Source organism: Amycolatopsis sp. CA-126428, assembly GCF_002904335.1.
Taxonomy (GTDB): Bacteria; Actinomycetota; Actinomycetes; order Mycobacteriales; family Pseudonocardiaceae; genus Amycolatopsis.
Genome location: NZ_PPHF01000150.1, coordinates 1 through 11,509, shown reverse-complemented (window position 1 = coordinate 11,509; position 11,509 = coordinate 1). Strand labels below are relative to the sequence as shown.

15 protein-coding genes are annotated in these 11,509 nt (G+C 70.2%); 7 read left to right on the top strand and 8 right to left on the bottom strand.

The window, feature by feature from the left end:
• Nucleotides 1–278: 278 nt before the first annotated feature.
• Complete coding sequence (locus C2L58_RS37145) at nt 279–671, top strand: AAA family ATPase (protein WP_103342324.1); 393 nt, start codon at nt 279–281, stop codon at nt 669–671.
• Here C2L58_RS37145 and C2L58_RS37140 read toward each other — a convergent pair.
• The 6 genes from C2L58_RS37140 to C2L58_RS37120 are packed head-to-tail and all read right to left on the bottom strand — an operon-like array spanning nt 622 to nt 3,052.
• A complete protein-coding gene (locus C2L58_RS37140; RefSeq protein WP_103342323.1) occupies nt 622–1,194 on the bottom strand; it encodes an alkaline shock response membrane anchor protein AmaP in 573 nt (190 codons plus the stop codon). The two genes, C2L58_RS37145 and C2L58_RS37140, sit on opposite strands and share 50 nt — an antisense overlap.
• Nucleotides 1,191–1,718 (bottom strand): DUF6286 domain-containing protein, encoded by a 528-nt coding sequence (locus C2L58_RS37135; protein ID WP_103342322.1) that lies wholly within the window; start codon nt 1,716–1,718, stop codon nt 1,191–1,193. The genes C2L58_RS37140 and C2L58_RS37135 overlap by 4 nt, the downstream gene beginning before the upstream one ends.
• Nucleotides 1,715–2,122 carry an Asp23/Gls24 family envelope stress response protein gene (locus C2L58_RS37130; RefSeq protein WP_103342321.1) on the bottom strand — a complete coding sequence of 136 codons (408 nt, stop codon included), beginning with the start codon at nt 2,120–2,122 and terminating at the stop codon, nt 1,715–1,717. The genes C2L58_RS37135 and C2L58_RS37130 overlap by 4 nt, the downstream gene beginning before the upstream one ends.
• Nucleotides 2,123–2,127: 5 nt before the next feature.
• Entirely contained in the window at nt 2,128–2,304 is a 177-nt protein-coding gene (locus C2L58_RS50055; protein ID WP_199191637.1) for a hypothetical protein, read from the bottom strand.
• Complete coding sequence (locus C2L58_RS37125; protein WP_103342320.1) at nt 2,301–2,630, bottom strand: hypothetical protein; 330 nt, start codon at nt 2,628–2,630, stop codon at nt 2,301–2,303. Before C2L58_RS37125 ends, C2L58_RS50055 begins: the two co-directional genes overlap by 4 nt.
• A complete protein-coding gene (locus C2L58_RS37120) occupies nt 2,627–3,052 on the bottom strand; it encodes an Asp23/Gls24 family envelope stress response protein (protein WP_233226158.1) in 426 nt (141 codons plus the stop codon). Before C2L58_RS37120 ends, C2L58_RS37125 begins: the two co-directional genes overlap by 4 nt.
• Before the next feature lie 358 nt (nt 3,053–3,410).
• Here C2L58_RS37120 and C2L58_RS37115 point away from each other — a divergent pair, with 358 nt between their 5' ends.
• A complete protein-coding gene (locus C2L58_RS37115) occupies nt 3,411–3,650 on the top strand; it encodes an alpha/beta fold hydrolase (RefSeq protein ID WP_199191636.1) in 240 nt (79 codons plus the stop codon).
• Nucleotides 3,651–3,963: 313 nt separating this feature from the next.
• Here the strand turns inward: C2L58_RS37115 and C2L58_RS37110 are convergent, their stop codons facing one another.
• Nucleotides 3,964–4,623, bottom strand: a complete 660-nt coding sequence (locus C2L58_RS37110) for a TetR/AcrR family transcriptional regulator (RefSeq protein ID WP_233226157.1) — start codon at nt 4,621–4,623, stop codon at nt 3,964–3,966.
• A 104-nt stretch (nt 4,624–4,727) separates the two neighbouring features.
• Between C2L58_RS37110 and C2L58_RS37105 the strand changes: the two genes are divergently transcribed.
• From C2L58_RS37105 to C2L58_RS37085, 5 genes are all read left to right on the top strand, one after another.
• The gene (locus tag C2L58_RS37105) at nt 4,728–5,324 is read left to right on the top strand and encodes an NADPH-dependent F420 reductase (RefSeq protein WP_103342319.1); all 597 of its coding nucleotides are present in this window, start codon (nt 4,728–4,730) and stop codon (nt 5,322–5,324) included.
• A 4-nt stretch (nt 5,325–5,328) separates the two neighbouring features.
• Nucleotides 5,329–6,330: a zinc-binding dehydrogenase gene (locus C2L58_RS37100; RefSeq protein ID WP_103342318.1), complete on the top strand. Its 1,002-nt coding sequence runs from the start codon at nt 5,329–5,331 to the stop codon at nt 6,328–6,330.
• 57 nt (nt 6,331–6,387) lie between these two features.
• Nucleotides 6,388–6,849 carry a nitroreductase/quinone reductase family protein gene (locus tag C2L58_RS37095; protein WP_103342317.1) on the top strand — a complete coding sequence of 154 codons (462 nt, stop codon included), beginning with the start codon at nt 6,388–6,390 and terminating at the stop codon, nt 6,847–6,849.
• 595 nt (nt 6,850–7,444) lie between these two features.
• Complete coding sequence (locus C2L58_RS37090) at nt 7,445–8,446, top strand: GlxA family transcriptional regulator (protein ID WP_369904295.1); 1,002 nt, start codon at nt 7,445–7,447, stop codon at nt 8,444–8,446.
• Between the two features lie 306 nt (nt 8,447–8,752).
• Nucleotides 8,753–9,280 carry a hypothetical protein gene (locus C2L58_RS37085; RefSeq protein ID WP_103342316.1) on the top strand — a complete coding sequence of 176 codons (528 nt, stop codon included), beginning with the start codon at nt 8,753–8,755 and terminating at the stop codon, nt 9,278–9,280.
• Between the two features lie 276 nt (nt 9,281–9,556).
• Here C2L58_RS37085 and C2L58_RS37075 read toward each other — a convergent pair whose 3' ends face one another.
• Nucleotides 9,557–10,657: a hypothetical protein gene (locus tag C2L58_RS37075; protein WP_146073746.1), complete on the bottom strand. Its 1,101-nt coding sequence runs from the start codon at nt 10,655–10,657 to the stop codon at nt 9,557–9,559.
• Nucleotides 10,658–11,509 lie beyond the last annotated feature (852 nt).

Here is an 11,509-nt window from a genome sequence, read left to right as displayed (position 1 = left end):
CTACCTCGCCGTCGCGGAGAACCCGGCGTAGTCACGCACGACCGGGACGGGCCCGGGATCAGGTGGTGGGTGTTTGCGGTGGCCGGCGGCAGCGCGTGCTTGGCCGCTGCTCGCGCCGAGACGGTTTCGCGCCGCCTTAAGCGGCCCGCCGCCGGCCTTGCTCCCGTCCGATCCGAGTAGCGCGGCGGCCGTCTGGTCGGTAGGCATTGGGCCGTACGCGTGACTTGCGTATCTCGGACCCGCCACGGCTGCTCCTGTGCCGCGGCGCGGGGGGTCGGATGCCGGAGACGGACGGAGTGACGGATGCGTTGCTGGAGCGGAATTCCGAGCTGGACGCACTGGATCTGACGCTACGTGGCCTGGCGGCCGGCCGCGGAGGTGTGGTTGTCATCGAGGGGGCTGCGGGGGTCGGCAAGTCGACACTGCTGAGGCACGTCCGCGCCGCGATGGGCGAAGGCACCGTGCTGTGGGCCCGCGGTGCGGAACTGGAACGGGACTTCACCTTCGGTGCCGTGCAACAGTTGTTCGGCCCGGTGCTGGCCGGCCCCGACGGCGCCGAGCTGCTCAGGGGGCCGCACGGGTGGCCGAGCGGCCGGAACGCATCACCCTGCGGAGGTGAGCTCAGCGAACGCGAGCGCCGGTTTTGGCGGAAAAGCGGAATTCGACGGTGACCGGCAGCACCCGGAGGCCGAGGGCGAGGCGCAGGCGGGGAAGACCGGCGGTGTCGAGCTGCCGGCGGATCGCGGCCGGCTCTCCGTCCTGCTCGGCGTTGATCACCAAGGCGACGGCCGGGTTGTCACGGGTTCCGGCGAGGGTGGCGCGAGCGTTGTCGACCCCCGCGTAGCGGTTGACCTCGTCGATGAACGGCGTGATCGCGGTGCTCGCGGCCAGTTCGGTCCGGCCGCGGGCTGGGGTGTCCTCGAAGCGCCAGGTGTGGGTTTTCGGCTTGCGGGTCAGCTGGGCCAGCAGCCAGCGCAGCGCGAGCAGCCCGGCGAGCACCGCGGCGGCCGCAGTCGCGTACAGGCTCCAGGTGGGCAGGTCGCCGGTTTGCGGGAGTAGCGCAGAGTCCGGCTTCAAGACTTTCAACCGCGCGAAGTGGGTCAGCAGGGTGAAGGTTCCGGTGGCGAGCAGCGCGGACCCGAAGAGGATGAGCAGGGTCCGGTTGAGGCGGGCGGGACGGTTGCGGTTGGTCATGACGGGCTCCTGACGGCCTGAACCTTGACCTTGACGGCCGGCCGGGTGGCCGGCTCGATCTGGTCGACGCGGCGGGAGATCGCTTCGCGGACCGCGTCGGCCAGCCCGGTGGTGCCGGTGCGGCGGGTGAAGACCTTGACGGTGACCTTGCGGTGCTTCAGCTTCAGTTTCACGCCGGTGATCCCGTCCACATCGGACGCCGCGGCGCGCAGAGTGCTGCGGTAGCTGCGCCGCGAGACGCCCGACTCGAGATCGCCGGCGAGGGGGAGGATCGTGCGCTTGCCCGGCAGTATTCCGCACAGCAGCATCAGCGAGCCGAACACCGCGGCGGCACCGCCGGCGAGCGCGGGAGCCAGTTGGTTCCAGTGCGTGCCGTGCAGGGCCGCGGCGATCGCGTGGTAGTCGGCCCACGGGGCCTGTCCGAGGATGAGCTGGACGGCGATCGCCGCGACGACCACGCACCCGGCAAGCAGCACGAGGGCGGTGAGGGTGGCGGGAACACTGCGACGAGGACGGCGTTTCACCGGACCCTCCTGTCTTCCCCGGCGTCGCGGCGGAGGGCGGTGACGGTGATGTTCACCCGGGACACACCGAGCCCGGTGAGTTCGTGCACCCGGTCCATCAGGTGCTGCCGGGCGGACTCGGTGGCCGGGCCGACCGGGGTGGGGTAGGCAAGGGAAAGCCGGACGTCGAGGACGGCCGTGCCGCCGGACACCGTCGCGTCGACTTCGGCGGTGTTGCCGGGGCCGATCGCGAGGCCGAGCACCCGCGTCGCCGCGCCGCCGACGTCGTCGAGGTCGGTGACCGCTCGCGCGGCGATGCGTTCGACGGTCCGGTCGGCGATCGTGGTGCGGCCTCGTTCGTCGTGGCCTGCCGGGGCTGCCGGGGCTGCCGGGGCTGCCGGGGCTGCCGGGCTGGTGGCGGTCATGGTGCTCAGCCCCGGTCGCGTCCGGTGAGCCGGGACAGGTCGAGTTTGCCGTCCAGGACGCGGCCGGCCAGCAGGCCGATCGCACCGAGAACGAGGACGACGAAGAAGGCGCCGAAGCCGCCGAAGGCCGCGGCCAGCCCGAGGGCGAGTCCGGTCAGCAGGCCAAGGTGGGTGGAGTTCACGAGTTCTCTCCTCCTGGTGCGGACACCGCTGTGGTGCCGAGGTCGGTTGCTGCGAAGACGACGTCGCCGATCCGGACCGCCACGGGCCGGTCGGCCGGGCCGACCGCCGCGCGGACCGCGGCACCGACCTGGGTGGTGGTGGCGGGGTAGTGGATGGTGACGCCGATGGTGATTTCGTGGGCACGGATCCGGACGCCGGGAACGCGGCGACCGGGCAGGTAGGTCGCGATCTCGCCGAACCGGCCGCTGTGCAGGCCCGCGACGGGGGCCAGGGCCTGCACAGCGGCGGCGATGCGGTCCGGGTCGATGCCGGCGCCGGGGGTCACAGAACGCGGCCGGTATCGGTCTTGGCGTCTCCGTCCTCGTCGTCGCCGGGCAGGTGCACGTCGGAGACGTTGATGTTGACCTCGACGACCTCGAGGCCGGTGATCTGCTCCACGGCCGTGATCACGTTGCGGCGCACGGAGCGGGACAGGTCGCTGATGGAAACGCCGTAGTCGACGAGGATCTGCAGGTCGATCGCGGCCTGGCGTTCGCCGACCTCGACCGACACGCCCTGGCTCACCGAGGCGGACGCGCCGGGGATCCGTTCGCGGATCGCGCCGAACGCCCGGGCCGCGCCGCTGCCGAGAGCGTAGACGCCGGACACTTCGCGGGTGGCCAGACCGGCGACCTTCGACACCACGGTGTCGGCGATGGTGGTGGAACCCTGCTGGGACACGAGCGCGCTGACGCCGGCCTTGTCCAGTTCGGTCGAGGCCGAGCGGGCGGCGGACGTGGTGGTGGTCGGCTTCGTCACGGTGTTCTCCTTCGGTACGGCTTTGCTTGGCTGGGCGGAAGTTCCGATCACTTCCACACCGCTACCGACCCGGCCGCTCCGAGATCGTCACGGCGCGGCCGTGTGACAGCCGTCTCCCACGACGGCTTTCACCCGTTCGGGTAGAACCCGGGGCCCTGGGATCGGCAGTGGTGCGCGGACGACCAGGGCGTCGCCTCAGATCCAGGTCGGGAAGCGTGCACGCGGCGTACTCGTGATGCGGACGCCGCATCACGAGGTGCGGAACAGGTCTTGGACAGCTTCCCCGGCCACTGCTGTCCTCGTAACCATGACCATCGTGTTCGTCAACGGCGTCCCTCTGACTCCCGCGGTGTGGACTCCGTTGCTCAGCGAGCTGCCCGGACCGCGCCGGCGGGATGCGGTCCTGCTTGCCCCTCCCGGCTTCGGGGCGCCGTTGCCCGCCGGATTCGGTGCGACCATGTCCGGCTACCGGGACTGGCTGATCGACGAGCTGTCCCGCTTCGGCGCACCTGTCGATCTCGTCGGCCACAGCCTCAGCGGAGGGTAGGTGCTGGAAGTGGCGATGACTCGTCCTGACCTCCTGCGCAGCTGGGTCAGCGAGGTCAGGGCCCGGAAATGGGCCGGGCCATTCTCGCGCTGTACCGGTCGATACCCCCGGAGGTGCTGCGTGAGCGCGGCCGCGACCTGCCCGCAGCCGGGCCGGGGTTGGTACCCCGTCGCCACCGAGGACCTCACGGGCGGCACGCGTGCTGACGGAGTTCTGGGACAGCCTGTGACGCGGCTCCGCACGTGATCCCTTGTTCTCGCGTCCGCGGCGGCCGCCGGCATCGGCTTTCCCGATCTGGCCTGGACGACAGCGGTCAGAGCTTCTTGAGCCGCCGCCGATTGGCTGCCAGTACTTCGTCCGACAGGTCCGGAGCCGCGTCCGCGATCGCCCGGGAGAGGAGCAGCGCGCCGACCATCTGGCTGAACAGCGCCACCGCGCGCTCGCGGGCTTCGGCGGGGGCGAGTTCGGTGCCGGACTGGCGTGCGCGGTCGAGCAGCATGTCCGTGATGGTGGCGAAGTAGCCGTCGAGCCCGCGCCGGTATTCGGCCTGGGCGGCGGCGCCGTGGCGGCCGGCGTCGGAGACGAGGGCGGCCGAGGCGCAGCCGATCTCGGGGTGGTCGCGGTGCTCGGCGTTGACGTAGTGGTCGATCATGTCGTGCAGGGCCGCGCGCGCCGAGCGGGGATGCGCTTCGCGGATCGCGTCGAGCGCCTCGAGCGAGTCGGTGAAGCCCTGGTGGAGGACTTCGAGGGTGAGTTCGTCCTTCGAGGCGAAGTGGTTGTAGAACCCGCCGTGCGTCATGCCGGCCGACTTCATCAGCTCCTCGATGCCGATGCCGTCGATGCCGCGCAGCCGGAATCCCGCACCGGCCGCGCTGACGATCTTCGCGTGGTTGAGCCGTTTCTGCTCTTGCGTGACGCGGGGCACGTCGACCACCTTCCCGGCGAGCTCGTCACCGCTTCCGATGATACCCATCATCAAAGCGGGTGTCCGCGGGGGAGTCCGGCTTGACGGTTAATGATGACGACTGCAATCATTAATTATGATGATGGACGTCATCGAAAACGGAGGGGACGGTCATGGACTTCGGAACCATCGGCGCCGGGACGGTCGCGCAGGTGATCGCCGGGCACCTCGTGACGGCCGGCCGCGAGGTGACGCTCAGCAACAGCCGCGGCCCGGACACGCTGCGCGACGTCGTGACCCGGCTGGGGCCGCTCGCGAGCGCGGGCACACCCGCGGAAGCGGCCGCCGCCGACATGGTCTTCCTCACCGTGATGTGGCCGCAGGTCGGTGCCGCGCTGGCCGGGCTGCCCGACTGGGACGGCCGCATCCTGGTCGACACCACCAACAACCTGGAGTCGATGCGGCCGGCCGTCGCCGATCTCGGGGTGGAGACGGCGAGTGAGTTCGTAGCCGATCGTGCGCCGGGCGCGCGCGTGGTCAAGGCCTTCAACACCCTCTACGCCCAGTACATCGCCGCCGATCCCCGGCACGCGGAAGGGCGGCAGCTGCTGTTCTACGCCGGTGACGACGAGGCCGCCAAGGCGGATTTCCGCACCGTCGCCGACGCCCTCGGATTCGCGCCGGTCGACGCCGGGACGCTGCGCGATGGCGGCCGCCTGATGCAGATCGGCGGCCCGCTCTCGGCGCTGCACGCCCTCAAGCAGGACTGAAGCCGTGAAAGCCTTGGCCTACGAGAAGGCACACGCGCTCGACGCGTTCGCCATCGAGCTGACCGAAGTCGCCGAACTCCGGCCACGGGACGGTGACCTGCTGGTCGAAGTCCGGGCGATCGGCATCAACCCGGGCGAAGCCGCGATCCGGCAGACGCGCAGCGCCGAGCCCGGCGGCCGGATCGTCCTCGGCTGGGAGTTCGCCGGGGTCGTCGCCGCGGCCGGGTCCGCGGCCACCGGATTCGCGGCCGGGGACCGGGTGATGGGCACCGGCGACTTCACTCGCGACGGCAGCTGGGCCGAGCGCGTCGCGGTCGACCACCGGGTGGTGGCCAAGATCCCGGACCGGCTCGCGTTCACCGACGCCGCATCGCTGCCCATCGGTGTCCTCACGGCCTGGGAATCGCTGTTCCGCGACCAGGATGCGCTGCCGCCCGGTGTCGGCCGCGTGCTCGTCGTCGGCGGGGCCGGCGGCGTCGGGTCGATGGCCACGCAACTGCTCAAGGCCACGACGCCGGCCTTCGTGATCAGCACGGCCTCGCGGCCCGCGTCTCGGCAGTGGGCGGCGGCGATGGGCGCCGACCTGGTCGTCGACCACCGGCGTGACCTGGCCGGACAGCTCCGCACGGCGGGGATCGACCACGTCGACCTGGTGTTGTCGACCTCGGGCACCAGCGGCCACCTGAGGGCGATCGCCGAGGTGCTGCGCCCCTTCGGTCACTTGGCCGCCATCGACCTCGCCAGCCCCTTCGACGCAGGGGCCTTGACAGGCAAATCGCTGTCACTGCACAGCGAGATGGTGTTCAGCAAGATCGTGGCCGGGGGTGACGTCGGCAGCCAGGGCCGGATCCTCGCCCGGGCGGCGGACGACGTCGCGGCGGGCCGGCTGCGCCCGATCGTCACCACTGTTCTCGAGGGCCTGACCGCCGAAAGCGTGAAGACGGCGCACGCCCTCGCCGAGAGCGGCCGGACGATCGGGAAGACCGTGATCCGGGTAGCCGGCTGAAGCCGGTGCACCACGGCGGCGCGTGAAAGCCGCCCTCGACGAAAGGAATTCCCCGACATGACAACGGATCTGCTCGACGGCGAGTACGTCCCCAGTGCCGATGCGACAACCCGCGATCAGGTCGAACGCTACGAGCGCACCGACGGCCGCGAAGGCGCGACGATGGGGGGTGGCCCGGTGGTCGTGGTGACCATGCGCGGCGCCCGTTCGGGCAAGCTGCGCAAGGTCGCCCTGATGCGCATCGAGCGTGACGGCGTCTACGCCATCGGCGCGGCGGCCGGCGGCCAGGCCCGCAACCCGAGCTGGTTCCACAACCTCGTGGCGCACCCGACGGTGCAGCTGCAGGACGGTCCGGACCGCCGGCTGATGACCGCCCGGGTGGCCGAAGGCGCGGAGCGGGCGAGCTGGCTGGCCTACACCGACGAGCTCTACCCGTTTTTCGCCGGCCTTCGCACCCGGGCCGCCGAGGCCGGCAACCGCGAGGTGCCGCTGATCCTGCTCGAACCCGCCGAGCGCTGACCGGACTCGCCACGGGCGCCCGGGTTCGCACCCGGGCGCCCGCCACCGGCCGACGAACCACCTTCCGTGCTCCCGGGCTGTGCTGGTCGGCTGTGACGACGGCGTGCCTCGGCACCACGGGGGCCCCGAGAAGATGGCTGCCGAGCTCGCCAAGCGCTCAGGTGTCGGACACGACAGGCGGCCTTCGGCGCCGCGCACACACAGTGGTCCTGAGCCCTCGGCATCCGAGTGAGATGCTCGGCGGGTCCAGCTTCGGGCCGCCGAACGGCGATCAATTGTGCCCGTTCACCCCGGCCCTGGTCTCAGGCCTCGTGCATGGCGTCCGAGAGGGCCCCGAGATGCTGGACTTACATCGAGGACGACTGGGTCGTCGGCCCGTCCAGCCTCACCGTGTGCCATCCACCCCGGTTCCGCATGGTGGCATTGGGTACCAACCCGGTTCTCGACACACCGACCGCCGTCTGCACGCTGCCACCGGCGCGTCCGGTCAGTCCGGCGGACGTCGTTCACCGCCGGCTCGCGTAACTTGGACACCGCGGTGCATGAGTGAGGGGACGGCGATGTGAGCGTCCGAGACTCGACGGCCCGGCGCGTGCTGGTGGTCGCCTACGACGATGCACAGATCCTGGATGTCGCCTGCTCGAGCGCGACGTTCGAAATCGCCAACGAGTACCGGGCGAGCCCGCCGTACGCGATCGAACTCGCGTCGGCGACCGGGAGGCCGGTGCGCAGCTCTTCCGGGATCGGCCTCACCGGCGCCCGGCGACTCGCGTCCGTGACCGGCCGGATCGACACGATGGTGGTCGTCGGCGGCCACGGCACGCAGACGGCGATGACCGATGCCGGGCTCTTGACGCAGCTGCGGCGGCTGGCTCCGTGCTGCAGGCGGATCGCGTCGGTGTGCACCGGCGCGTTCCTGTTGGCCGCGGCGGGCTTGCTCGACGGCCGCCGGGCGACAACCCATTGGAACTACAGCGATCTGATGGCCTCGGTGTTCCCCGCCGTCACCGTGGACCCGGCCCCGCTCTATGTCCGCGACGGCAACATCTACACTTCCGCCGGCGTGACGAGTGCGCTGGACCTCACGCTCGCGCTGATCGAGGACGACCACGGTCCCACTCTGGCTCGTGAGGTCGCCCGCGAGATGGTCACGTACCTGCACCGGCCGGCCGATCAGGCGCAGATCAGCACGTTCCTGGCGCCACCACCGGGCGACCGTGTCGTACGGGATCTGGCCGGGTACATCGCCGCCCACCTCGCCGAGGACCTCAGCCCGCCGGCGCTGGCAGCCCGCGCTGGGATCAGCACCCGGCACCTCACCAGGCTGTTCCGGACTCAGTGGGGCGTCACCCCGGCGCGGGCGGTTCGGACAGCGCGGACCGAAGCTGCCGCGCACCTGGTACGCGGCAGTGAACTGTCCCTGGCCGCGATCGCTCGTCGGTGCGGCTTCCGGTCCGCCGAGACGCTGCGCCAGGCGTTCCTGAACCACTACGGCATGACCGGGGACACGATTCGCAAGATGGCGGACATGCCGCTACTCCAGTCCCGGGAGATGCCCGAAAGTATCGAGGGCGAGGGTCGGGCACGTAAGTCGTAGCGTTGCCCGTAGTCACACTGGAGGGTCGAACCATGCACATCCTCAGAACCCTGACCACCCTGGGAAGCTCGGTCACGCTGGCTTCGGGCGTCTCGGCCATCGTTCCCGACCGAGCACAAGCCGCCGACGGTTGCAGCAATCACATTTGCATCGAAGCGGGGCTGAGCAGTCCCAATGCCGGATAGGTGCGGGCATATAATCGTGAAAGTATCTGTTCCCATCAGACGCATTTCCCAGCCGGTGCCTGGTGGCAAGTATCGCGCTGACTTGGCACTTCCACTTCTGTCCGTACTGAAGGGATGAACAATGAAGAAACCACCAATCCTGGTACTGGGTGCGGCGCTGCTCTTCGCGGCCCCGGTTCCCGCCGCCGCGGCCACGTCCGAACCTGCCACCGGCAACCATTGCGCTTATCTGCTGGACCGGCTGCGGCCCGGCGAAACAGCGTCCAGGGTCCTGTCCCAAAGCTGTGGACCTTCCCGGGAAGAGACGGCTGCCGCGCTCGGCGTTGCCGCGGACACGCTTCTGCTGACCATCTACGAAGATGCCGGCTACGGCGGGGACACGGTGACCTGGTACGGCAAGTACGGACCGTGCGATACCGCCGGCTACAGCATCCGCGACCTGGAGACGCAGAACCCGTTCCTCACGAACATGAACGACAAGATCTCGTCGTGGACCGCCGGTCACTCCAGGTGCAACTACGTGAACTTCTACGAACACGCCGTGTACGGCGGAAGGCACCAGGCCTGGCACAACTGGACAGCGGTTTCGTATGTCGGCGACTACATCAACGACCGGACATCGTCGATCAACGTCCACTATGAACCGTAACGGATTTCATGCTCCGGGATCCGACCGCAGGCAGTGCGGTCACCGGTACGGGGAAAGCGGACAGGCCGGACAGGTGAGGTAAACCCGATTGCCGGCAGAAGCATCGCTGTGCCGACGTCACAGGCTGGTGGCGTCAACCCGATCTGCTCAAGTGCCTTGGTCCCGCGCTGGCGCAGCTGTTCGCGGCCGAGCGACCCACGGTCGTCCTCGGACCGGAATCTCGTGACTGTCTCTTGGGGCCGGTCGCTCTGCACGGGGCCGCGGGGGAGTGTTCGGTCAGGCGGATCGGGTCGGTCTGGGAATCGGGGCGGTCATCGAGGTGGCGAGTACCGCTTCGAAGTCGGGCGGTGGTGTCCATCGTGGGGGACCTGCGGCCGGAACGGGCTCGCCGCGCACGGCTTGGCACAACGAGTACTGCGCGAACGTGACGTAAAGGTAGGTTTCTGGCCCGGGATCGCGTAGCTGCCGCAGCGCGGTGTGGTACCGCTCGGCGAGTGCGGTGTCCTTGACGAGGTGGAGCAGCGGGTCGTCGCCGGCGGGCAGCCTCGCCTCACGCGTGAAGCTCGTCAGCCGGCGCAGCATGAACGCCGCGACGGTTTCGCCGGTGAGCTGATCGGTGATCTCCTGGACGTCGTCCGGGTCGTAGACGTCGATCGCGTGGGTGTTCCCGTTCATGGCGGCGGCCCGGGGCACGAAGGTATCGCATCGGACGCCGAGTTCGTCCGCGATCACGGGGACGGCGTCGGCGGGTGCTTCCCACACCGCGGCGACCTGGGTGGGCCGCCACCAGCGGTCGCGGGTCGTGTTGACCCGGTCGACGACCTTCTGGTGTTCGACCTCGACGCCGGGCAGGCTGCTCAGCCAGTCCGCCAGGGTCCGGGCGTTCACGTCGATCCGCTCGGCTCCCTGGACGGTCTCGTCCGCCGTGCGTACCTGCAGTTCGACACCGGCGGGTTCGGCGAGCTTCACGTGTTCGATGACGGCGATCGACCGCAACGCACTGGTCCGCTCGGCCCCGGAGAGCCGTTTGACGAGGACCCGCGCCGGGTTCTGCCCCGGGTTCAGCTCGATCCACCGTGCGTCGGAACGCAGGCTCCACGGCAGGGCGACCGACAGCACCAGACCGAGGGCAGCGAGGACGCCGCCGAGCACCAGGGCGGTGTGCCACATCGTGGTCCATCCGAAGACGACGGCGACCACGGGCAGGACCACGAAGACGAGCAGCGGGCCGGCCACCGCGAACGGGATGGCCAGGCTGCCGGCCCACGTCTTGGTCAGCAGGTGCGTGACGCGCGGCACGAACACCAGCCGCAACGTTCCGGACGACGTCGTCACCACCGGGCGCAGCTCCTCGGGAACGGCTGAGGAAACGTCCACCGCATCTCCCTCGATCGGGGCCACCGGCCGCCAGGCTACCTCGGTCGCCCCGGTCCGTTGCCGAATTCCGGGGTGCCCGCCAAGGCGTGGCCCGATGGCGACTGGGGAGCACGCGTTCGGCAGACCGGCTCGGAGTCGTCCGCGGCCTTTTTCGCCGTCGCCCCCGCCGTCGGCCGGGTCCGCTGCGGTCGAGCGCGACGACGGGTTGCCCGCCGGCCGTCCGGATCCGGAGGCCGCCGCTGCCCTGATCGGCGGGTGCTTCGCGGTGCAGAACGAGCTGGACCGGGCCGCCGACCTGTTGCTGCGCACGGGCGTGCACGGTGACGGCACTGTGCTCACGGTCTGGCACAAGCCGAAGGCCGGGACGTTCATCGAGGTTGGTTACGTGTTCGCCGGCGCCCGGCAGCGACTCCGTCCGTCCGGCCCGGGTCCGCACCGCCGACGAACCCAACGAGGACGGTGCTGTTTCCGGCTGGGGTCCAGGGGAAGCGGCCTTACCTGGTCCCCGCCAAGGCAGTGACCGACCGGTGACCGGGCTTCACCCGTTGCCCCGACGGAATACCGGTCACGCTGGAGCCGGGTCGTGCCGCCCGCGTGCCGTGCCAAGCTGAACCAGGCTGCCAGCGCGGACGCACAACTGTTGCGTTGTGCCGATCATCCTCACGTTCTGGCGCCTCGGACGCGATTCAGACCCGATGCAAAAGCCGATCTGTCGTTGCGGGATCGATCTGCCGGTGTCACGGTCGGGGAGCAGGGACGACCGGGAGGAGCGGGGCGCCGATGAGTTCACTCACCACGCCGACCAAGGGGTCGAGCCCGGTCGAGAAGGCGCTGGGCGAGGCCGCGAACAAC

Bases quoted from the DNA above. Each gene is read 5' to 3' on its own strand.
- C2L58_RS37145 (WP_103342324.1), top strand. From the start codon at position 279: ATGCCGGAGACGGACGGAGTGACGGATGCGTTGCTGGAGCGGAATTCC.
- C2L58_RS37140 (WP_103342323.1), bottom strand. From the start codon at position 1,194: ATGACCAACCGCAACCGTCCCGCCCGCCTCAACCGGACCCTGCTCATC.
- C2L58_RS37130 (WP_103342321.1), bottom strand. From the start codon at position 2,122: ATGACCGCCACCAGCCCGGCAGCCCCGGCAGCCCCGGCAGCCCCGGCA.
- C2L58_RS37115 (WP_199191636.1), top strand. From the start codon at position 3,411: ATGACCATCGTGTTCGTCAACGGCGTCCCTCTGACTCCCGCGGTGTGG.
- C2L58_RS37110 (WP_233226157.1), bottom strand. From the start codon at position 4,623: ATGGGTATCATCGGAAGCGGTGACGAGCTCGCCGGGAAGGTGGTCGAC.
- C2L58_RS37105 (WP_103342319.1), top strand. From the start codon at position 4,728: ATGGACTTCGGAACCATCGGCGCCGGGACGGTCGCGCAGGTGATCGCC.
- C2L58_RS37095 (WP_103342317.1), top strand. From the start codon at position 6,388: ATGACAACGGATCTGCTCGACGGCGAGTACGTCCCCAGTGCCGATGCG.
- C2L58_RS37085 (WP_103342316.1), top strand. From the start codon at position 8,753: ATGAAGAAACCACCAATCCTGGTACTGGGTGCGGCGCTGCTCTTCGCG.